General features: G+C 38.5%; 22 protein-coding genes and 1 pseudogene. 9 read left to right on the forward strand and 14 right to left on the reverse strand.

Annotated features, from left to right (window positions below):
* Positions 1–72: 72 nt before the first annotated feature.
* Both BG04_RS10110 and BG04_RS29660 read left to right on the forward strand, forming a co-directional pair.
* Positions 73–1,059, forward strand: a complete 987-nt coding sequence (locus tag BG04_RS10110) for an ABC transporter substrate-binding protein (protein WP_034648466.1) — start codon at positions 73–75, stop codon at positions 1,057–1,059.
* Between the two features lie 111 nt (positions 1,060–1,170).
* Entirely contained in the window at positions 1,171–1,344 is a 174-nt protein-coding gene (locus BG04_RS29660) for a YozQ family protein (RefSeq protein WP_013085357.1), read from the forward strand.
* Positions 1,345–1,377: 33 nt separating this feature from the next.
* Here BG04_RS29660 and BG04_RS30950 read toward each other — a convergent pair whose 3' ends face one another.
* On the reverse strand, positions 1,378–1,515 hold the full coding sequence (locus BG04_RS30950) for a hypothetical protein (RefSeq protein WP_014457868.1): 138 nt from the start codon (positions 1,513–1,515) through the stop codon (positions 1,378–1,380).
* 36 nt (positions 1,516–1,551) lie between these two features.
* A complete protein-coding gene (locus BG04_RS10115; RefSeq protein WP_034648463.1) occupies positions 1,552–4,662 on the reverse strand; it encodes an efflux RND transporter permease subunit in 3,111 nt (1,036 codons plus the stop codon).
* A 269-nt stretch (positions 4,663–4,931) separates the two neighbouring features.
* On the opposite strand from BG04_RS10115, the gene BG04_RS10120 reads away from it, so the two are divergent.
* Positions 4,932–5,804, forward strand: coding sequence for a TetR/AcrR family transcriptional regulator (locus BG04_RS10120; RefSeq protein WP_034648460.1), 873 nt, complete (start codon positions 4,932–4,934; stop codon positions 5,802–5,804).
* A gap of 24 nt (positions 5,805–5,828) precedes the next feature.
* Here BG04_RS10120 and BG04_RS10125 read toward each other — a convergent pair whose 3' ends face one another.
* Positions 5,829–6,413 carry a DUF502 domain-containing protein gene (locus BG04_RS10125; protein ID WP_013085360.1) on the reverse strand — a complete coding sequence of 195 codons (585 nt, stop codon included), beginning with the start codon at positions 6,411–6,413 and terminating at the stop codon, positions 5,829–5,831.
* A 268-nt stretch (positions 6,414–6,681) separates the two neighbouring features.
* On the opposite strand from BG04_RS10125, the pseudogene BG04_RS31185 reads away from it, so the two are divergent.
* Positions 6,682–6,795 (forward strand): annotated as a pseudogene (locus BG04_RS31185) (SDR family oxidoreductase); the annotation flags it as partial.
* 126 nt (positions 6,796–6,921) lie between these two features.
* Positions 6,922–8,124, forward strand: coding sequence for an MFS transporter (locus tag BG04_RS10135; RefSeq protein ID WP_025752638.1), 1,203 nt, complete (start codon positions 6,922–6,924; stop codon positions 8,122–8,124).
* 37 nt (positions 8,125–8,161) lie between these two features.
* Here the strand turns inward: BG04_RS10135 and BG04_RS10140 are convergent, their stop codons facing one another.
* The 6 genes from BG04_RS10140 to BG04_RS10165 all read right to left on the reverse strand — a co-directional run bounded on the left by BG04_RS10140 (position 8,162) and on the right by BG04_RS10165 (position 14,166).
* Positions 8,162–8,593 carry a carboxymuconolactone decarboxylase family protein gene (locus tag BG04_RS10140; protein WP_016765843.1) on the reverse strand — a complete coding sequence of 144 codons (432 nt, stop codon included), beginning with the start codon at positions 8,591–8,593 and terminating at the stop codon, positions 8,162–8,164.
* 136 nt (positions 8,594–8,729) lie between these two features.
* Complete coding sequence (locus BG04_RS10145) at positions 8,730–9,623, reverse strand: LysR family transcriptional regulator (RefSeq protein WP_034648453.1); 894 nt, start codon at positions 9,621–9,623, stop codon at positions 8,730–8,732.
* A 407-nt stretch (positions 9,624–10,030) separates the two neighbouring features.
* Entirely contained in the window at positions 10,031–10,657 is a 627-nt protein-coding gene (locus tag BG04_RS10150) for an FMN-dependent NADH-azoreductase (RefSeq protein ID WP_034648450.1), read from the reverse strand.
* Positions 10,658–10,827: 170 nt separating this feature from the next.
* On the reverse strand, positions 10,828–12,177 hold the full coding sequence (locus BG04_RS10155; protein WP_034648448.1) for a sensor histidine kinase: 1,350 nt from the start codon (positions 12,175–12,177) through the stop codon (positions 10,828–10,830).
* Entirely contained in the window at positions 12,155–12,880 is a 726-nt protein-coding gene (locus BG04_RS10160) for a response regulator transcription factor (protein WP_013059676.1), read from the reverse strand. The genes BG04_RS10155 and BG04_RS10160 overlap by 23 nt, the downstream gene beginning before the upstream one ends.
* 158 nt (positions 12,881–13,038) lie before the next feature.
* On the reverse strand, positions 13,039–14,166 hold the full coding sequence (locus BG04_RS10165; protein WP_034648446.1) for an MGDG synthase family glycosyltransferase: 1,128 nt from the start codon (positions 14,164–14,166) through the stop codon (positions 13,039–13,041).
* A gap of 162 nt (positions 14,167–14,328) precedes the next feature.
* On the opposite strand from BG04_RS10165, the gene BG04_RS10170 reads away from it, so the two are divergent.
* The 3 genes from BG04_RS10170 to BG04_RS10180 all read left to right on the forward strand — a co-directional run bounded on the left by BG04_RS10170 (position 14,329) and on the right by BG04_RS10180 (position 16,487).
* Positions 14,329–14,955, forward strand: coding sequence for an undecaprenyl-diphosphatase (locus BG04_RS10170; RefSeq protein WP_013085369.1), 627 nt, complete (start codon positions 14,329–14,331; stop codon positions 14,953–14,955).
* 425 nt (positions 14,956–15,380) lie between these two features.
* A complete protein-coding gene (locus tag BG04_RS10175) occupies positions 15,381–15,818 on the forward strand; it encodes a MarR family winged helix-turn-helix transcriptional regulator (RefSeq protein WP_013085370.1) in 438 nt (145 codons plus the stop codon).
* Positions 15,819–15,845: 27 nt separating this feature from the next.
* Positions 15,846–16,487: a nitroreductase family protein gene (locus BG04_RS10180; protein ID WP_034648443.1), complete on the forward strand. Its 642-nt coding sequence runs from the start codon at positions 15,846–15,848 to the stop codon at positions 16,485–16,487.
* A 33-nt stretch (positions 16,488–16,520) separates the two neighbouring features.
* Here BG04_RS10180 and moaD read toward each other — a convergent pair whose 3' ends face one another.
* From moaD to BG04_RS10205, 5 genes are read right to left on the reverse strand one after another with little or no spacing between them, the layout of a single operon-like run.
* Entirely contained in the window at positions 16,521–16,754 is a 234-nt protein-coding gene (gene moaD, locus BG04_RS10185) for a molybdopterin converting factor subunit 1 (RefSeq protein ID WP_013085372.1), read from the reverse strand.
* A 2-nt stretch (positions 16,755–16,756) separates the two neighbouring features.
* On the reverse strand, positions 16,757–17,221 hold the full coding sequence (locus BG04_RS10190; protein WP_013059682.1) for a molybdenum cofactor biosynthesis protein MoaE: 465 nt from the start codon (positions 17,219–17,221) through the stop codon (positions 16,757–16,759).
* Complete coding sequence (gene mobB / locus BG04_RS10195) at positions 17,218–17,745, reverse strand: molybdopterin-guanine dinucleotide biosynthesis protein B (RefSeq protein WP_034648439.1); 528 nt, start codon at positions 17,743–17,745, stop codon at positions 17,218–17,220. The genes BG04_RS10190 and mobB overlap by 4 nt, the downstream gene beginning before the upstream one ends.
* The gene (locus BG04_RS10200; protein WP_034648436.1) at positions 17,733–18,998 is read right to left on the reverse strand and encodes a molybdopterin molybdotransferase MoeA; all 1,266 of its coding nucleotides are present in this window, start codon (positions 18,996–18,998) and stop codon (positions 17,733–17,735) included. Before BG04_RS10200 ends, mobB begins: the two co-directional genes overlap by 13 nt.
* A gap of 17 nt (positions 18,999–19,015) precedes the next feature.
* The gene (locus tag BG04_RS10205) at positions 19,016–20,032 is read right to left on the reverse strand and encodes a molybdopterin-synthase adenylyltransferase MoeB (RefSeq protein ID WP_013059685.1); all 1,017 of its coding nucleotides are present in this window, start codon (positions 20,030–20,032) and stop codon (positions 19,016–19,018) included.
* Between the two features lie 161 nt (positions 20,033–20,193).
* Here BG04_RS10205 and mobA point away from each other — a divergent pair, with 161 nt between their 5' ends.
* A complete protein-coding gene (mobA, locus tag BG04_RS10210; protein ID WP_034648433.1) occupies positions 20,194–20,763 on the forward strand; it encodes a molybdenum cofactor guanylyltransferase in 570 nt (189 codons plus the stop codon).
* Positions 20,764–20,767: the final 4 nt, after the last annotated feature.

A 20,767-nucleotide genomic window follows, 5' to 3' on the forward strand; every position in this document is an offset into this window, starting at 1 on the left:
ACACCGCTTAAAAGTTAGAATATTATCTTAATTGTTAATGAAAATCATTATCACTTAAGAGGAGGAAGAGATGTGAATACATATTCTAAAGGCAAGTTGTCATATTTGTTATCCATTCTTACCATTATGACACTGCTTGTGCTGGCAGCCTGCGGTAATTCAAACAGCGCTGACGATAATAAAAAAGAAAAAACTGAGGGTTCTGGCGAAACTTATACAGTAAAACACGCAATGGATAAAACAGAGATTAAAGGAACACCTAAACGAGTAGTCGTTTTAACAAACGAAGGTACTGAAGCTCTTCTTGCAATGGGTGTAAAGCCTGTGGGTGCTGTTCAATCATGGTTAGGAAATCCGTGGTATGACCATATTAAAGGTCAGATGAAAGGCGTTAAAAGTGTAGGTACAGAAAGCGAGCCAAGCTTAGAAGCAATCGCAGCTTTAAAACCTGACTTGATTATCGGAAATAAGATGCGCCAAGAAAAAGTATACGATCAGCTGAGTCAAATTGCTCCGACTGTATTTTCTGAAGAGCTGCGCGGAGACTGGAAATCAAACTTTAAGCTATATGCAAAAGCTGTGAATAAAGAGGAAAAAGGTAAAGAAGTATTAGCTGACTATGACAATCGCGTAGCAGATTTAAAGAAACGTCTTGGTGATCAGTTAAAACAAAAAATCTCAGTTGTACGCTTTACAGCTGGAGACGTTCGTATCTATCATAAAGATTCGTTCTCAGGCGTTATTTTAGATCAGCTTGGCTTTGCTCGCCCTGAATCTCAAGACAAAAATGATTTTGCTGAAATGAATGCAACAAAAGAACGCATTCCGGCAATGGACGGCGATCAGCTATTCTACTTCTCTTATGAAACGGGAGACGGCGAAGCAACAAAGCTTGAAAAAGAATGGATAAACGATCCGCTTTTCAAAAAGTTAAAAGTAGCTCAAGAAGACCATGTTCATAAAGTAGATGATGCTACTTGGAATACAGCAGGCGGTGTGTTAGCAGCTAATATCGTACTTGATGATATTGAAAAAATCTTCTTAGATAAAAAACAATAATACTATGAAAGAAAGAGCTTCGACGAATCGAAGCTCTTTTTGCATGTATAATGTATTTCCTTTCATCGCACACTAACCGTGGTCTCACTTTATTAAATAGGAGTGGTGAAAATGAATTCAAAAAAACAGCCTAAAAAGCAGCCTGATACAAATGAAATGGCTGACCGTCAGTTCGAAACAGAAGATTATAACCGACAAGATGCACTCTCACAAGGCCTAGCAGAAACACATGAGCAAGTAAGCGACGCCTATCAAGAAGGATCATTTGAAGATACAGATCGTTAATAAAAAAAGAGCTGACTCTAAGTCAGCTCTTTTTTATTTTGAATGCTGCCATGCCGTTTTAGGCAATGACATGGACATCCACTGCTGGCGCTTTGATTTATCAATCGTTACTTTCTTTGCTTTAATTCCTTGTTGAATCAGCTGTTTCATTAGTTTATCAATTGACTTCATCGCTATTCACCTCAAAAGCGGAAATTTGTTTTGCTTCTACTTTTTTACTTTTTTGCGCTTAAACTTCATAAAAAACTCATAGACAATTGGAACGATAATGAGCGTAAGCAGCGTAGAACTTGTTAGTCCTCCGATTACCGTAACCCCTAGCCCTTTTGAAATAAGGCCTCCACCTTCAAATCCAAACGCTAATGGAAGCAGTGCACCAATCGTTGCAATAGCTGTCATTAAGATCGGGCGAAGACGTGTCATTCCAGCCTCTAGTAACGCTTCACGCGTCGACAGACCCTCTTGCTCTTTATGAATCACGCGGTCAATCAGCACAATTGCATTTGTTACCACAATTCCAATCAGCATAAGAGCTCCAATCATCGAAGAAATGCTGATTGTTTCTCCAGAGATTAACAGCGCCACTAGTGCACCAATAAGTGTAAATGGAAGTGAGAATAAGATAGCAAACGGTGCTAGCCCTCCCCCAAATGTCAGTACTAGTACGAAGTACACGATACCGATGGCTGCGAGCATAGCAATTCCTAATTGACTAAATGAGTCATTAATTTGCTCTGATGCTCCGCCAAAGTTAATATCCATATCACTTGGCAAATCAATTTTCTTCACTTCTTTTTGGACGTTAGAAGAAACGCCGCCTACATCGTCACTCTTAATATCGGCACTTACCTCTGCATAAATTTTATTATCACGGCGAGTTACCGTATTCGATGTTTTACCTTTTTTAATATCGACAACTTCATTTAATGTAACTTCCTGTCCAGTTTGAGAGGTCACTTTTGTGCTTGAAAGTTCGGCAAAAGTAGAGAAATCCTCTTTTTCTTTTGGAAGGTATACGTTAATTTCGTTTCCATCTTTTTGGATAGTCGTTAATACTTCACGCTGTCCAAGGTTCGAAATTTGCATGCCGATTTGACTAGCAGACAAGCCGAGTTCAGCGGCTTTCTTTTGGTTCGGTACTAGCGTATATTCATCAAACGTATCTGAAAGCGTAGAATCGACATTTTTCAGTTCTTTATGCTTTTCTAGAACATGCTGAACTTTATCAGCATAAGGTTTGATTTCATCTAAGCTATCTCCGTAAATAAGGACGTTTAATGAATTATTGCTGCCGCTAGACGCTGTATTCATTGAGCCCCATTCACCTTGATTCGCTTGTTTATTAAGAGCTTTTAATACTTTATCCTGCTCTTTATCAAAGTTTTGTGTATCCTCGTCATATTGCACAAATGTTAAAACGTTATTTTTGCTTCCCGGATTAAACGAGTTGCCTTCACCGAACGAATACTGAACCGTTTTGACACCATCTCGCTTCATCAAGTACGCTTCTGCACGATTTGCTGCTTTTTCTACGTCGCTTTGAGACTGTCCTGCTTTCGGTGTATACGTAAGCGTCAGCGTTTTTTCTTGATCGGATGACAAGAAGCTCACGCCAATAGAAGGAACTAAGAATAAACTTCCTACTAACAGTAGGACGGCTAATCCAAAGGAAATAAGCTTATGGTTTAGCGTCCAGTTCAAAATTCGCTTATATCCATGCGCTAGTTTGCTTGGCTTTTCTTCTTTTACTTTTACATTTGTTTTAAATAACGAATGAGCAAGCATTGGCACGAGTGTTACCGCTACTAGCAGTGATGCTAACAGTGCAAAAACAACCGTTAACGCAAACGGTAAGAATAGCTCTCCTACCGGTCCTTCTACGAGACCTAACGGTAAGAATACGGCCACGGTTACGACTGTAGAAGAGAAAATTGGAACAAACATTTCTTTCGTCGCCGCAACAATTAAATCTTTTCCTTTAAGCTTTTCTTCCTGATAAGCCATGCGGCGGTAAATATTTTCAATAACGACAATGGAATCATCTACAACCCTTCCGATGGCTACAGTCATCGCTCCAAGCGTCATAATATTTAAAGAGATATCCATTGATTTGAGCGCCAAAATGGCGATTAATAGCGAAAGCGGAATTGAAATAACGGCAATAATCGTTGAACGAATATCACGTAAAAATAAAAGAATAATAATAACCGCAAAGACCGCACCGATAATAGCTTTATTTAGCATCGTATGAACAGAATCTTCAATCGGTTTACCTTGATCAAAAATATTGTCAACGTGAAGGTCTTTATTTTTCTTTTCTAGGCTATTCATTTTTTCTTTAATATCATTTACAACATTTACTGTGTTCGCATCCTTCGCTTTGACAACTTGTACAGCAATTGAAGGTTTTCCGTTCGTGCGAGAAATGGATTCTGCTTTCCCCATCACTTTAACATCCGCAATTTCTTTTAATTTCACAGTTGGAATCGAAGCTGCGGACGGCACCTGCTGTACGGCTCCTTGTGTCTGCTGCTGGCTCATTTCTTGTTGCTGACCTTGAGCAGCTCCTTGACTAGGCACAGCTGGGATCTCTAAGTTTTCCAAATCTTTTTCTGTTGTCATCTTTCCGTCTACCACAACAGATTTTTGAGATCCATCCATCGTATACGTACCAGCCGGCACTTTTGCATCGGATGCTTGGATCAGCTTTTTCACCGTATCTTCATCGAGTCCCAGCTGCTTGAGCTTGTCTTGTTTGAATACAAGTTCTGCTTCTTCAACTTGTTCTCCTGACACGCTGACCGAAGAAATTCCCTGCACTTTTTCAACTTGGGGAACAACGGTATTTTTTACATACTTCGTTAAGCCTTCTAATGATTTTTTATCATCTGAAACACTTAATGAAATAATCGGAAAATCACTGATGCTTTGCCTTGAAACATTTGGTTCCTCTACATCATCTGGCAGATCTACGTTTGAAAGAGCTCGCCTAACTTCGTCTTCTGCCTTCTCCATATTTTTACTAAAGCTATATTCAACTTGAATAGTAGCCATATTTTCATAAGAAGACGAGCTAACTGTGTCAACACCGCTCAGTCCCTGAAGCTTTTGTTCAATCGGCTTACTCACCTTATCTGCCACTTGTTCCGGAGTGGCTCCCGGATAAGTTGCACTGACTGTTACAACAGGCGTTGAAATATCAGGAATGGTCTCTAGTTTCATATTAAACCCTGAATACAGCCCTGCAATAATGACAAAGAGCGTTAACAGCCATACTGCAAATTTATTTTTCAATGAAAATTTAATAAACTTCCCCAATGCATATCCTCCTTCAAATATATGTATACTAATAAAATTGACTGATCGGTCACAACAACTTAAAATATAAATGACTAACTGGTCAGTGTCAACCCTAAGCAGGCTCTCTCCTAACATGTTCATAATAAAGACATATTTACGATAAATCGTTTTTTAAAGGAACTGACTCCCGGTTTTAACTTTGATATATACCTTTATCTTTTTTAGTGTATGATACTATTATCTAACGAAATGAATGGCTAAATTGTTCAATAAAGGAGGTAGAATACATGAAAGAAAAAGAAAAGAGAATAATTGAAGCTTCGATTAAGCTTTTTGCCAAAAAAGGATTTAATGCTACCTCTGTGCAAGAAATTGTAGATGAATGCAACATTTCAAAAGGTGCATTTTACCTGCACTTCAAATCTAAGGATGCACTTTTATTATCAATTCTAAACTTTTACTATGAAAAGCTCTTTAGCTCTGTTTATGCTCTCGACGAGGAAGTAAACGATGCCCGCAGCCGCTATATGAATCAGCTTATCTATTTCTATGAATTTATTACGGAGCATAGAGATTTTATTATCATGCAAATTCGTGAAAAATCTATTCCATTTAACAAAGAAGTGGAGACCTTTGTTCATAAAATGCAGCGAGAAACGTTTTACTTTCATCGCAAAAGCCTCGTTAGCGTATACGGAGAAGACGTAACTCCTTATATCTCGGATTTAACGAAAATGATTGAAGGTATTCATCATTCCTTTTTAGAAATTATTATCTTCAATCAATACGAGCTTACCTTTAAAGAAGTAGCACAGTACATAATGGACCGAGTTGATGTATTAGTAGAAGATTTATTGGCTAGAAAACCTCGTCCCCTTATTCCCGCTTCTTTTGGTGAAGATATATACGGAAAGGAACGAACGACTTTTCTAAGTAAAAATGAGCAGGTAAAACAAGTTCTTGAGGAAATTAAACATCTGCTAGACACCAGCGATCATATTTCTGATGAGCACGCAGACAGCTTTCACATTTTACAAACGGAGCTAAAAAAAGATAAGCCTACCGCTGCTATTGTAAAAGGCATGGTTGGAAATTTAACGGAACTTAAACCGTTGGAAGAACCGCTTAATCTTTTAACAGCCTTACTCCAACAAAAATAACAGAAGGCTTCAACAAGCCTTCTGTTATTTTTCTGTTTTTGAACTAGATACTCCCCCAGATAACACGAACTTCATGGCTTCTTCCGGCTTAATATCTAACCATTCAATTTCTTCTTTTGGAATCAAAAAAGTAAAACCAGCTACTTGAAAAGTTTGTGGAACATAGACGGCTACGTGGTCTTTTAACGAGTGAATCACCTCTTCTACTTCTTCAGAGGTCACAAACCCTATAACTTTCATTGACGTGCCGGGCATCGTCACTAAAGCGACTTTTGAAAAGGACTTTTTCTCTCCAAGAAAAGATTGAAACGTATCTTTAATAACGGTATATAGCGTTTTAACAAGCGGTATTCTTTCTAACAACCGGTCAATTAAGTTAATGATTTTCCCTGCAAAAAAACGAGTGGATAACCATCCTAAGAACGTAATTAAAAGAAGAGTCGCTAAGATCCCAACCCCCGGTATATAATCCTGCTTCATATAGGGCTTCAATACGTTTCCTAAAATGCTGTCTAAAAAATTAAACACTCTTACCAAAATATAAATAACAAGGATAATAGGGACAATCGTTAAGAGTCCATTAATAAAGCTTTTTATGATTGCTTTCATGTAAACACCTCATTTTTTCTGACATACTGCTGTTCATTATACAATGGATTTGCCTTATCTGCGTCTCTTTATTTTTATTCACATATGTATAACCTGGCAACGTTTTATCAAAATAATAGAGGAGGACATGAACATACATACCTATTACACTTATTTTTGCGGAGGGATACAATTGGAACGTCTAAAATCAAAAGTTTCTGTTATTACAGGGTCAAGCTCTGGCATAGGAAAAGCAACCGCTGAACGCTCCGCGAAAGAAGGTGCGGTATTATTTTTAGCATCCGATGACAGCTCATATGTAGCAGGTCATTGCATTGCGATAGACGGCGGTCATAGGACTTATACATGGTCTAAAAAAATGCTTTACAGTAAAATGTGGTAATAAAACCAGCTCTATACCACTAGGTATAGAGCTTTTCTGTTTGAATTTTTTCTTTAAAATAGACGTGACATTATGTCAAGACAGGTGTAAACTTAAAGCAAAATTCTTTGCTTCTAGGAGGAAGACATGAAAACAAAACAATTATCAGAACGTCAGCTGCTTGGCATCGCAGGGCTCGGTTGGCTCTTCGATGCAATGGATGTTGGCATTTTGTCTTTTATCATTGCAGCTCTTCACGCTGAATGGGGACTTTCCCCTACTGAAATGAGTTGGATAGGCAGCGTTAACTCGATCGGAATGGCGGTTGGAGCTTTGGTGTTTGGGTTACTGGCTGATCGAATTGGGCGAAAAACCGTTTTTATTGTAACTCTTGTTCTTTTTTCAGTGGCAAGCGGCCTTTCAGCTCTTACTACTACCCTTGCTGCTTTTTTAGTATTTCGATTTTTAATTGGAATGGGTTTAGGAGGAGAGCTTCCGGTTGCTTCTACACTTGTTTCTGAGACGGTGGCGCCGGAAAAACGCGGTAAAGTGGTCGTATTATTAGAAAGTTTTTGGGCCTTCGGCTGGCTGCTGGCAGCGCTTATTTCTTATTTTGTAATCCCAGCTTACGGGTGGCAGCTAGCGCTTATCCTAACGGCTATTCCAGCGTTTTATGCCATTTATTTGCGCATTAAACTGCCCGATTCTCCTCAGTTTGTAGAGGCGACAAAGGAAAAGAAACCGTCGATTGCGGACAATGTAAGAAGCGTGTGGTCTAAGCCTTATCGTCAATCTACCATTATGCTCTGGGTTCTGTGGTTTTGCGTTGTATTTTCATATTACGGCATGTTTTTATGGCTACCTAGCGTCATGGTCATTAAAGGATTTAGCTTGATCAAAAGCTTTGAATACGTATTGATTATGACATTAGCTCAACTGCCTGGCTATTATACGGCTGCTTGGTTTATTGAACGCATGGGCCGAAAATTCGTATTGGTCACATATTTGTTAGGTACGGCTGCTAGCGCATATATCTTTGGAAATGCCGAGTCACTTTGGCTGCTGCTAACAGCAGGTATGCTGTTGTCTTTCTTCAACTTAGGTGCTTGGGGTGCTTTATACGCGTATACACCTGAGCAATATCCGACATCTATCCGAGGCACAGGAGCTGGAATGGCTGCTTCTTTTGGACGAATTGGAGGAATTTTAGGGCCTCTGTTAGTTGGATATATGTCAACGCAAGGTACGTCTTTAACCGTTACGTTCTCAATCTTTTGTGGAGCTATTTTAATCGGTGTTGGTTCGGTTGTTTTTCTAGGAAAAGAAACCAAACAAAAGCAGCTCGCATAAACAAAGACGCTCTTTTAGAGCGTCTTTGTTGTGCTTATTATTTATTTTCTACCAGCTCTTTTTCATCTGCCTCTACTTCCACGTCACGCTGAGCGAATACTTTCTTGGCTACGCTTAAAGCATTTAACACGCGAGGGAAGCCTGTGTATGGGATTAACTGAATAATGCTCTCCACAATCTCCTTCGGCTCTAGTCCAGCTGTTAAACCTGTATTTAAATGCAGCTCAAGCTGAGGCTCTGTACCCTGAGTGACCAATGATGAAATGGTAACTAATGCTCGTTGCTTATTGGTTAGACCCGGTCGTGAATAAATGTCTCCATAGGCAAATTCAATAATATATTTCCCAACGTCAGGAGCTAGGTCTTTTAAGTCTTCTGTAATTTTTAAATGAGTTGAAATATCATCGTTACTCGTTAATGTATATTCCATTAATTTATCTAAACCTTTTTGATAACTATCTTGTGCCATGTAAAATCAACCTCCGTATTTTTTACTGACACCGCGCGGAATCAATGTTTGTTTTCTTGTATGTTTTCTACACTATCTACTTTAACGCACATTCTCTCTTTCGTAAAATACATATCTTCAATACAACATATGCATTTTATCTATATAAAGCAGAATGCTGTTCATTCATATAGTGAAGAAATTGCTTAGAGGCATATGAAATATATTTATCTTTTTTTAAAATCAATCCTAAATCCCATGAAATTGAAGGGTTAGTAATAGGAACTGCTTTTACAATAGAGGAATCTACTTTTGCCGCAATGGACTGTGGAAAGATAGATACTCCTAAGTTTTCGGCAATCATTTCACCAATAAAATCCCATTGAGAGCTCTCGTAAGCTACGTTAGGTTCAAATCCTGCTTGTTGACATGCATGAATAAGCCGGTCGTGAAGCGTAAAATCTTCATTAAATAAAATAAATTTCTCTTGGGCCAATTCATTAATTTCCACATGAGTTTTAGAGGCTAAAGGATGGGAATTGTGAACATATAAAAGCATTTTTTCAGAGATAAAAGGATTACTATCAAAAAGATGTTCATTTACCGGAAGCACCGCTACACCTAAGTCTAACTCTCCTTTTTCTACTGCTTTTTGAACACGGTTGGCTCCGTATTCAATAAGTTTAATCGTAATATCTGGATAGAGCTGCTGAAACCCTTTGATAATCTTTGGAAAGAACAGAACTCCAATCAATGGAGGAATTCCAATTTTAATCATCCCTTTCTTCAGATTCATCACATCATATAAATAAGTCGATAGCTCATCAATGGATGCCATGACTTTTTGTCCTTGCGTATACACCACTTCCCCGGCGTCCGTTAAATCAATCTGTCTTGCGGACCGATCAATTAATTCTACTTCCAATTCTTCTTCTAAGTTTTTCACCATTTTGCTCAAGGTCGGCTGTGAAATATGGAGACTTTGAGATGCTTTAGTAAAGCTCCTTAATTTAGCAACTTCTAAAAAATAATTAAGCTGACGAATATCCATCTCTGCTCCTCCTATAGATAAAGCGAATATCTTTTATATTATTTATTCATTTTACCTATTAAGTTTTAAGATATACAGCAAAAATATAAAGAAGAGATGGAGACATAATAAATCAATTCAATCTAAAGAAGGACAAATGGGATAAAGGCGCTAGTATGACCGCTTGTGACACCACTGTTGCTTTCCGTGGGCGGTCGCCGAGCCTCCTCTTCACTTGCGCTCCTACGGGGTCTCACCTGTTCCGATTTTCCCGCAGGAGTCTACGCCTTGCCCTCCAATCAACACCTAGAAGCTACTACATGCATGAAACCTACGCTTACTATAACAACAAAAAATCCGAACGATTCATCGTTCGGATATACCTTCACCTAAAATACTGTTGTCCCGTCCTCTTTTACGAATATGATTTAAAATGTTTTGGCTGATTGTGCTGCTTGTTCTAGGCCACTTTCAATAATTTCTTGCCCACGATCTGGAAACTGATTATGTCCCTCAATAATAACAGAGTTCACATCTGTGATTCCAAAGAATTGAAGTACGCTGCCTACATATTTAACGGCCATTTCGACCTCAGCTGCTGGACCTTCTGAATACACTCCGCCTCGTGCATTTAATAACATCACTTTTTTATCGCCTAGTAATCCCACCGGACCTTCTGGCGTATACTTAAACGTTTTGCCTGCTTGATTTAAATAATCAAAGTACGTATGAAGCACGGCCGGCACAGTAAAATTCCAAAGCGGAAAGGCAATAACAATTTTATCTGCTCTCACAAATTGTTCTAAGTAATAATTAGCAGTTTCTGCTGCTTTGTTTTCCGCTGCCGTCACTTCTAGCCCTCTTGCTAATTTAAACCGACCGTTTATCATGTCGGCACCTAAATAAGGAAGTTCTTCTTGAAACAAATTTAGCTCTATTATTTCTTCATCTTGATGCGATTGTTGATAGCTTTCTAAAAATGCATCATATAATTTCACGCTAACCGCTTCACTTGCCGATCTGTCATTTGCTTTTATAAAAAGAGTATAACTCATACTAAAACCTCCACTGATTGTTGATAATCTTATTTTATTCGCTTTTTTCATGCGTTTCGAACGACTTTATAATGAAATACCTTCATACTTTAGTCTGAGAAAAATAAAAAGATCCGAACGATTTATCGTTCAGATCTTCCTTCCACTAAACCACTTTTCCCCCAATCTCCTCATTTTTCAACGGGAAGGTGAATCACAACTTCAGTTCCTTTTTCTTCTTCACTTTTAATAAAAATCTCGCCTTTATGCTGACGGACAATAGTTTGTGCAATCGACAGTCCAAGCCCCGTTCCTCCCGTAGCTCTGCTTCTGGCTTTATCGACTCGATAGAAACGTTCAAAAATATGTGCAAGATCTTCTTTTGGAATGCCAATTCCATAGTCTTTTACTTTGATAATGACATCTTCCTGCTTTTTTTCAACGGTCACTTCAATTTTATCCGTACTGTATTTAATTGCATTATCAAGCAAAATAATCAATACTTGCTTCATTTTTAGTTCATCCACTTCAATCATAATGGGCGTTTGATCATAATGAAGAACTAATTCTCTTTTATATACCTGCTGCAGCTGCTTAACGATTTGTTCAAAAATAAGAACAAGATCTGTTTGCTTCAGATCAAGCGTTTGTTCTTTTTCCACACTTGCCAGATCAAGCAGCGTTTCAATCATTTTTTGCATTTTGGTTGCTTCGGCATAGATAGTGTCGATCGCATCGAGCGTAATTTCTTCATTTTTAATCCCTCTTCTTCTTAATAAATTAGAATAACTGCGAATAACGGTTAGAGGGGTTTTTAATTCATGAGAAGCATCGGAAACAAACTGATTTTGCTTTTCAATATTTTCTCGCAAGCGGTCAATCATATGATTAAAGGTAACGGTCATCCCCTGCAGTTCATCTCTCGTTTCGGTTTGAATAAGGACTTTTTTAGGAACACCGCTCTCTTCGATCTCTTTCATCGTTGTGACCATATTTTTAATAGGATGCATAATGACGCGTGATAACCATCTTCCTCCTAAAAGAGACAGTAAAATGGACACAAGCGAACAAAAAATCAAAATTGATAGCAAAATATCTTTACGGGTTTCAAAACCAGTCAGGAGCTCACCAATCTCAAGCGTTTCAACGACTTGATTATTGACTTTGACAGGCATGCGAATAACCAATACTTGCTTTTCTCTGATTTTGCGAAGTTTCACCTTTTTTTTCTTTGAAAATTCGGGCTTAATTTTCACCAGATGAGGGTCATTTGATACCTGGTTAATGACCGTAGAATTTTCTGAGACTGTTCGGATAAATGAATGGTTGGTCAAATAAAATTTTAGTAACTCGGGCGAGAGCTCCACGGAATGATCTTGCTGACCTTTTTGAATAATCTCGCGTGCTTTTTCGAATAAAATGTCCTGTTCCATATTCACGGTAGATTTAGTAAAGGAGAAAAAAACAACGATGTTCATGATTAATAAAATAACCACTAGCCATGCTGTTGTCAGTAAATTAATCTTCGTCGTGATCTTCATGTTTCTCCTCTTTCATCATATATCCTACGCCCCGCACCGTATGAATGAGAGAAGTAGAAAAACCTTCATCTACTTTTTTTCTTAAGTGGCGAATATACACATCAATTACGTTCGTTTCTCCTTCATATTCATAGCCCCAAACGTTTGTGAGAATTCCTTCTCTCGTGACAATTTTATTTTTATTCGTAAGCAAATACACGACTAAATCATACTCTTTCGGTGTCAACGTAATGGATTCATTGTTTCTTAGGACTTCCCTTGTTTCAAGATTAATGGTCAAATCACTGATCGTTAAGAGCTCCGCTTCAGCTTCTTTCGTTCCTGATGCTTCTACGAGCGAACGATAGCGAATACAAGAGCGAACCCGTGCTAACAGTTCTTCAATTTCAAACGGTTTTGTAACATAATCATTAGCCCCTTGGTCTAAGCCCATTACCTTATCCAGCGTCGTATTTCTGGCAGTTAATAAAATAACTGGCGTAAATACTTCCGCTTTCCGAAGTCTTCTTAACACCTCAATACCACTCAGACTTGGAAGCATCACGTCTAGCAAAATGAGGTCATATTGAGCGGATGTTGCCGTCTCTAACCCCGCTTTCCCGTCGTACTCAACATCTACTTCATAATCTTCAAATTCCAATTCAATCTTTAACACTTTCGCAATTTGCGCTTCATCTTCCACAATTAAAATTTTCTCTTTCATGTTATACACCTCTCACCACATGTCTTAAGTGAAAGAATAGCTTCTTTAGATAAAAAAACAACATCTTTTTCAAAAGATGTTTGTTTTTTTATCTAAACCCTACTTTTTCAACATACTTGTCTTTTAGCTTATCCTTATTGTTTGTAAACATGAATGTTTTACGCATGAAGACCAATCGTTTGCTTTTCGCCTAAAATCCAATTGACTACTGCTAAAAGTTCTTCAGGCGTTTGTGCTTCGATTTCTTTATGGTAAGCAGCAATCGCGTTATATAATGTGCTCATTTTATCAGCATCCTGCAGCACTGCCTGCAGCTGACTTTCTAACGATTGATCCGCCTTTAGTTCTTGAACTAAGTTTCGTTCTGTTAAATAGCGTAAATTCACTTCTTCTTGACCTGGTAAAGCAGAATGAACAAAAATCGGTAAATTCTTGCGAAGAGCTTCACTGACCGTGATACCACCTGGCTTTGTTACAATAGCATCCACTTGTTCATACAGTTCATTCATTTCTGTGCGTGATGAAATGTACGGAATCGGTGTAACGTGCTGTAATTCCCATCCCTTGATTTCTTCATATAGCTTTTGATTTTTGCCGCATAAGACAAAGTAATGAAAATGGCTCGCATCTTTTAAATCATTGTAGAAATCCATAATATTGCCTAAACCGCTGCTGCCTCCAGCAATTAAAATATTTCGGTTACCAGGATGCTTAAATGTTCTTGTTTTTGTTATTTCTTCATGTACCGGTATTCCTGTGACCATCATATTTTGAAGTGGAATTTCACTTTGAGCACGAAGTCCTTTTTTTACTTCTTCACTAGGGAGAAAGTGAAAATCAATCTCTTCTTTTCCCCATAAATTATTAATAAAGAAATCTGTGTAGACATTTATAATAGGTACATCGCACTTGCCTTTTGCTTTTAATTGACTGAGCAAATAAGAAGGAAACCCATGTGTGCATATAATTAAATCCGGATTTTCTTCTTTAACTAAGTGCTCCATTTTTTTTGCGAATACGTGATGATACCATTTGAATGAATGAACAGGCGGTTCATAAAAGAGATGTTTGTATGCCATATTGTACGTTTCTGGAGCATAACGAATCCATTTCAAATATGTGCCTGTGACCACTTTTTCTAATAGTTCGTTTGTATAGCTTAATAAATCTATTTTTTTATAACAAATATTTGTTGTTCTTCTTTCCAATATATCCATTAACGCCTCTGCCACTTGATGATGGCCAGAAGGCATTTTTAGAAGAGGTAAAAATAAAACCTTTTTCAACTGTTTCATCTCCTATTCTAAAAGCAGTTTCTTCCTCTCCTTTTTATATCATTAAATGCCCTTAAATTTCAGATTTTAATTGATTTTTAATGTGAAATTCATCGTTTTTTTAGAGTGTCAATCTAAACTAAGAGTGAAAAGTACTGCATAAGGAGAAAACAAATGAACCTCAATTACGAAGTATTTCAATGGATTAACTCGTTTGCTGGTAAATCCAGCGCAATGGATTCTGTAATGATTATCATCACGAATAGCGTTCCTTATTTTATAATGGCTTGTTTGCTTTTGCTGTGGTTTAGCGGAAAAACAGAAAGAACAATTTATCACCGTTATACAGCTTTATACATGTTGTTTACAATTGTACTTTCTCTATGTATCAACGAAGTCATTCACCTGGTGTATTACCACCCGCGTCCGTTTGTGACTCATCACGTTCATAAGCTGATTCCGCACCCGGCTAATTCATCTTTTGTGAGTGATCATTCGATTTTAGTCTTTTCTGCTGCTTGGATTATGTGGTTACGAAAAAACAAATGGAGAAGCATCATTTTTATATGGGCTGTCATTTCGGGCCTTTCACGTATTTACGTAGGCGTTCACTATCCAGCAGATGTACTTGGAGGGATGGTGATTGCGGGAGCTATCGGATGCTTTATTATATACGTTTCAGCTAAAACAACTCCTCTTATTCAGCGATTATTCTGGATTCACGATTTGATTATCAAGCGTATTCCGTTTCTATCTCCCTATACGCATGAACAAATTAGCAAAAAAAATCATTCAGCTTAAAGAGGCTGAAGCAAAAATAGTTTAGCTGAAATGAAAAACGAACCACTAATCAAACAGTTTGATTAGCGGTTCGTTTTTTTTGTTATGGTGAACGTAGATTTTATCCGTTTCGTTCCTTCCAGCAGTTGATTGGAGGGCAAGGCGAAGACTCCTGCGGGAACAGTGGAACAGATGAAACCCGCAGGAGCGCAAGCGACGAGGAGGCTCAGCGGCCGAGCAAGCAGTCCAGATTATATATCCAGATTGTTCGCCTTTGGATGAGATTCATTTCGTTACGTCTCAGCCTCTTTCTTTATTATTTTTAAAAAACAACGTTCACTTTCTTGACTTTCACTTTTATTTATTTTATATTATTTGATGTATCAAACATTGATGTATCAAATATTAATTCATCAATAAATATCATAGAAAAAGGAGCGACTTTCTTGTCACATTCATGTTCTGAAAAAGCAAATGTTCTGTATGCTCTGCAAGAAGTTAATAAACAAATTAATCAAAAGTTTGAGCATTGTACCGGTGTTAGCCAATCACGTCTTGATATTTTACATCAGCTTTATGAAACAGGTGAAATGAGTCAAAAGGCGCTTCAACAGCAAGTAAACATTGACAATGCTGCAATTACAAGGCATTTAAAGCAACTCGAAGAAAGAGATGTTGTATCACGCCGTAAAAACCCTGATGACAACCGCGTAACATTTGTAAAGCTTACGAAAAGCGGACATGAAAAAATCGGTGCATTTCGAAACGAAAAAGCTCGCTTTATTGATGAAGCATTTAAAGATTTCAGCGAAGAAGAACAGCTGCTGCTTTCCAAAATGCTTGAGCGTTTAAAAGTAAACATTTCGGCCATTGAACGGTCATAACATTTTTAACATAAAGGAGAGTTCATCATGACGCAAACAAAAACACTAAACAATGATTTCCAAGATATTATTACAGGGCGCAGATCTATTCGTTATTACGACCCATCTGTCAAAATCAGCCGTGAAGAAATGAAAGAAATTTTAACCGAAGCGACGCTAGCTCCATCTTCTGTTAATGCACAGCCTTGGCGCTTTCTAGTAATTGATAGCCCTGAAGGAAAGGCAACATTAGCTCCGCTTGCTAAATTTAATCAATCACAAGTAGAAACATCAGCAGCTGTTATTGCGATTTTCGGCGATTTAAAAAGTGAAGAAAATTTAGATGAAATTTACGATAAAGCTGTTGAACTAGGCTATATGCCACAAGAAATTAGAGATATGCAAATTCCTAAAATCAAAGCGCACTACGCAGCTGCTTCTGAAGAATTAAATAAAGAAACAGTATTAATTGACAGCGGTTTAGTATCTATGCAGTTAATGCTTGCTGCACGTGCTCACGGTTATGATACAAACGCTATTGGCGGTTATGAAAAAGATCAAATTGCCGAAGCATTCGGTTTAGACAAAGAGCGCTATGCGCCGGTTATGTTACTTTCAATCGGCAAAGCAGCAAATAGCGGTTACCCGTCTGTACGTTTACCAATCGAAAAAGTAGCTCAATTTAGATAATAAAAAAAGGTGCTGTATATTCAGCACCTTTTTTTATCCTCCACTAACGGGCGGAATAAATGCGACGGTATCTCCCGTTCCAATGGTTTCTTCATCTGTTACAAACTCTTCGTTGACTGCGGTCATCGTTTGCTTCAGAGAGGACAGCTTATACGTTTTTTGCACATATTCCTTTAATTCCTTCACTGTTATATCTTGCTTATCAACTGTTACTTGTTCCACTCCAGCCTCTTCACGTATAGCAGCGAAAAATAAGACGTTAATCATTTTTACATCTCCTTCATTGGCTTTCCTTCAGGATATTCTTTTGTTTCTAACTGATCTCCAATCCATTTTGTTCCGTCTTCCCAAAATTCCTTTTTCCAAATTGGCACAATTTGCTTAATACGTTCAATAGCATACTCGTTTGCTTCATAAGCTGTTTTGCGATGCGGAGAAGAAACGGCAATAACTACTGCGACTTCTGTTATATCAAGCTTCCCGATTCGATGAGTAATAGCTGTCAAAGCATCGGGCCACTTTTCCTGAATTTCGTCACCAATTTGGCTAAGCATTTTCACGGCCATTGGCACATAGGCTTGATATTCAAGAGAGAGCGTCTTCTTGCCTTTTGTAAATTCTCTTACCGTTCCAATAAATGTCGTAATAGCTCCCGCGTCTCTTCTAGAAACTTTTTTAATTATTTCATCTACGGCAATTGGCTGATTTACTACTTCAAATAAGTGCTGGTTCATCTTCTTTCCCCCACTTCTTTCAATAAAAAATTAAGATAAAGCTCGTCTTCTTGTAAGTGAAATATTGGATATGCTCGCTGCAATTCTTTTTTAAGCGGAACGTGACTGATCACGCATATAATATTAGTTAGAGAGGAAAGCAGAACAAGATCTTCTTCACTTCGAATCAAGACTGCTTTTGGATAGGATTCTTTTTTATATCCTTCAACAAAAATGACATCTGGCGAGAAAAATTGATAAAAATCAATCAGCTTTTTTAGGGTCCAGTCTTTACTATCTGCCGTAAGCTGAAGGATTCCACCTCCCTCTATACCTGCCACATCGGCACCTGCTTGCTGGTGGCGATGACTGTCTTTTAGCTCACTGCTGCTATCTGGAGGTCCGCCGTGTCCATGGTGCTTAATAGAACCTACACATAGATTGAATTGTTTCGCTCTTTTAATGAGCTTTTCCACTAAAGTAGTTTTTCCGCTGTTTTGAAATCCAACTACTTGTAAAACGGTACAACAAGCTACCAAGGCCATTCACTTCCCCGCATATCATCTAGCAATAAGACGTCAACCAGCATTCCTTCTTTGTATCCTCTCGTCCCTCCAGGAAATATAATTAATGTATCCGCATGAGCTAAAGAAGAAACAGCACTAGATTTTGTAAAGCTTAATGGAGAAGCAATCAGCTGTCCTTCCCTGTATGAAAGCCTGCCAGATACAAATCGCATAAAAGGATTTGGCTTTAAGAAGTCCTTTCCTAACAAAGCTTTTTCTTTCCGAAGATGAGGGGTTCTTTTACCCGCATATGTACTGATTACCGGACGAGCCAGAAGTTCAAAACCGACATAGCACGCTGTAGGATTTCCCGAGAGGCCAAATAAAAGCTTTTCTTCCATACGAGCAACCGTTGTTACACTGCCTGGTCTCATTGCTATTTTATTAAAAAGAACTTCGGCTTGTAATTGTTTATACACATCTGGTAGATAATCATAGTCTCCTACTGAAACGCCGCCCGTTGTAATCAGCATGTCCACTTCTGATAGTGCAGCTTTTACCGCATTGTAGCACTGACTTAAATCATCAGGCATAATACCAAAATAGTTCACTTCGCCTCCAGCTTTTTCAATTTGCGCACGCAGCATATGAGCATTGCTATTACGAATTTTGCCCCGTTCAACAGGATCATTCACTTCTACTAGTTCACTTCCAGTTGCAAGTAATCCAACTACAGGTTTTTTGAAGACAGCTACATTACTATAGCCAAATGTGGCTAAAAGAGCTGCTACTCCGGGAGTAATATACGTTCCTTTTGAAGCTAACACAGTGTCTTTTGTTGTTTCTTCTCCTTGAAAAGAAATGTTATCTCCGCTGTTAAACGAACGCTTGATTTGAACGATCGGCTGATTGTCTTTCGTATATTCTTTTGTTACTTCAAGCATCGCAACCGCATCGCAGCCTTTAGGAATAGGAGCTCCTGTCATAATACGCACAGCCTGCATCGCGCTGACTGTATGTTCAAAAACAGAACCCGCTCCTATTTCTCCTCGAACAGCCAGTTCTACTGGATGAAGTGATGATGCTTCTTTCGTATCTTGCGACCGAACGGCAAAACCATCATATGGAGAACGATCAAAAGCAGGAATATCATGATCTGCTATTAAATCTTCAGCTAAAAATCTGCCGTGAGCTTCTTCAAGCGCAATGATTTCTTGCTTTCTGTTTTTTGCATACTGCATCACTCGTCCAACGCATTCTCCGACAGGGATAGGAGTTCGCTTTTCTCTCATTCTTTTCACTCCTTTACTCATCCTAGTAAACGATAATATAAGCTTCTCGCAAATTGAATATCATTCGTTCCATGAATAAATACACGGCCATCTTGAAAAATTACAAAGCGCTGCTCTGGAAGCTGACATGACAGAAGATATGGATTGCGGTCTACTTTCCCCTGTTTTTTTAACCGTTTTTCCAATTCATCGAAGTTGTACAAATGGCGCTGCGAGGGTCTGATTTGAACCGTCTCTCTGCCGCACAGAACTTCTGTTTTAAGCTGATTTTCATACGCTAAGTACGGATATGTTTGGGTTGATCCGCAAGAAGAACATTTATCACTTTTCATTTTGCCCGTCTTAAATTCAGCATGCTGATTATTCCAGACGTCAAAGGTTAGAAATGTGTGGCGCAAAGCTTCAACATCTTCGACTAAAATTTTTAATGCTTCGGTTATTTGATAGGCTGCCACAATTTGAACAGCGGGACTAATAATTCCTGCTGTCTCACAGGTTGCTCCTCCGACAGGCACTTTTTTCAATATGCAGTGCAGACAAGGGGTTACATTTGGGATAACGGTATAAGTGGCGCCATAACTCCCTACACATGAGCCGTATATCCAAGGAACTTCATACTTATGTGACAAATCATTTAAAATAAAACGGATGTCGAAGTTGTCTGTCGCATCGATGATCACATCGGCTGTTTGGACGATACTTTCTAAATTAGCAGGCTGAGCATCCATCACCAGCGCTTCAATCTTCACTTCCGTGTTTATTTGACGCAAACGATTTTTTGCTGCTACAGCTTTAGGTAGTTTGTTTTGCGCATCTTGTTCTGTATAAAGCTGCTGACGCTGTAGATTACTCCATTCTACATAATCACGATCTACAAGAGTCAATTTTCCAATTCCAGCACGCACAAGGGCTTCTGCGCTAGCGCTGCCTAGAGCCCCTGCACCTACAACTAAAACATGCTTACTTCTAATTTGCTGCTGCCCTTTGTTTCCAACAGGCTGGAAAAGCTGCTGACGTGAATAACGTTCTGTCACTCTTTTCTCTCCCTTTCTCATTCAATCTCTGACTTCACTGTCTATTCCTTTGTCAAAGATATTTCTTTAAAAACATGCTATTATACACATAAAGCTACGCTGCTTTACGGAGGCTTTTTTGCATAAATATACAAATATATTTTGATGGAGGTATTTAATAAATGTCCATTGCAGGCATTGTATTAGCAGGAGGAAAATCTTCTCGCTACGGTCAACCCAAAATGTTTGAAACCTATAAGAAGAAATCATTTTACGAATATAGTATAGATGCATTAAAAGAAAATCACGTCACACCTATACTTGTGTCTACCAACCAAGATTTACTCCCTTATTTTCAAAGAAAGGATGTTGCATTTGCAGTTGAAAAATGCCCGTATCAAGGTCCTTTGTATGCAATTCATCACGCTTTAACTGCGATCGATTGCTGCGCTGAATGGTTCTTTATTCTTTCTTGCGATATTCCTTTTATTAATGCTGAGTTTGTTCATCACATGATCACACTGACCCAAACGGACTCACCTGACATTGTTCTTCCTGTTCAGCCTGATCACATTCACCCGCTTCTAGCACTCTATCACCGTAGAATGCTTCCTCTTATTGAACAACTCGTTACACAGGGTGAAAGAAGGCTTACGCAATTGTTGAATCAGACAAACGTCCTTCGCGTGCCTTTTTCAGCAGAAGATCCCACTTTTATAAATGTGAATCACCGCAGTGATTGGCATTTATAAAGCT

This window comes from Priestia megaterium NBRC 15308 = ATCC 14581, assembly GCF_000832985.1.
Classification (GTDB): domain Bacteria; phylum Bacillota; class Bacilli; order Bacillales; family Bacillaceae_H; genus Priestia; species Priestia megaterium.

What these genes read in the sequence shown, in the direction of transcription:
- BG04_RS29660 (WP_013085357.1), top strand. Translation starts at nt 1,171, where the DNA reads ATGAATTCAAAAAAACAGCCTAAAAAGCAGCCTGATACAAATGAAATG.
- BG04_RS30950 (WP_014457868.1), bottom strand. Translation starts at nt 1,515, where the DNA reads ATGAAGTCAATTGATAAACTAATGAAACAGCTGATTCAACAAGGAATT.
- BG04_RS10120 (WP_034648460.1), top strand. Translation starts at nt 4,932, where the DNA reads ATGAAAGAAAAAGAAAAGAGAATAATTGAAGCTTCGATTAAGCTTTTT.
- BG04_RS10125 (WP_013085360.1), bottom strand. Translation starts at nt 6,413, where the DNA reads ATGAAAGCAATCATAAAAAGCTTTATTAATGGACTCTTAACGATTGTC.
- BG04_RS10135 (WP_025752638.1), top strand. Translation starts at nt 6,922, where the DNA reads ATGAAAACAAAACAATTATCAGAACGTCAGCTGCTTGGCATCGCAGGG.
- BG04_RS10140 (WP_016765843.1), bottom strand. Translation starts at nt 8,593, where the DNA reads ATGGCACAAGATAGTTATCAAAAAGGTTTAGATAAATTAATGGAATAT.
- BG04_RS10145 (WP_034648453.1), bottom strand. Translation starts at nt 9,623, where the DNA reads ATGGATATTCGTCAGCTTAATTATTTTTTAGAAGTTGCTAAATTAAGG.
- BG04_RS10150 (WP_034648450.1), bottom strand. Translation starts at nt 10,657, where the DNA reads ATGAGTTATACTCTTTTTATAAAAGCAAATGACAGATCGGCAAGTGAA.
- BG04_RS10155 (WP_034648448.1), bottom strand. Translation starts at nt 12,177, where the DNA reads ATGAAGATCACGACGAAGATTAATTTACTGACAACAGCATGGCTAGTG.
- BG04_RS10160 (WP_013059676.1), bottom strand. Translation starts at nt 12,880, where the DNA reads ATGAAAGAGAAAATTTTAATTGTGGAAGATGAAGCGCAAATTGCGAAA.
- BG04_RS10170 (WP_013085369.1), top strand. Translation starts at nt 14,329, where the DNA reads ATGAACCTCAATTACGAAGTATTTCAATGGATTAACTCGTTTGCTGGT.
- BG04_RS10180 (WP_034648443.1), top strand. Translation starts at nt 15,846, where the DNA reads ATGACGCAAACAAAAACACTAAACAATGATTTCCAAGATATTATTACA.
- moaD (WP_013085372.1), bottom strand. Translation starts at nt 16,754, where the DNA reads ATGATTAACGTCTTATTTTTCGCTGCTATACGTGAAGAGGCTGGAGTG.
- BG04_RS10190 (WP_013059682.1), bottom strand. Translation starts at nt 17,221, where the DNA reads ATGAACCAGCACTTATTTGAAGTAGTAAATCAGCCAATTGCCGTAGAT.
- mobB (WP_034648439.1), bottom strand. Translation starts at nt 17,745, where the DNA reads ATGGCCTTGGTAGCTTGTTGTACCGTTTTACAAGTAGTTGGATTTCAA.
- BG04_RS10200 (WP_034648436.1), bottom strand. Translation starts at nt 18,998, where the DNA reads ATGAGAGAAAAGCGAACTCCTATCCCTGTCGGAGAATGCGTTGGACGA.
- mobA (WP_034648433.1), top strand. Translation starts at nt 20,194, where the DNA reads ATGTCCATTGCAGGCATTGTATTAGCAGGAGGAAAATCTTCTCGCTAC.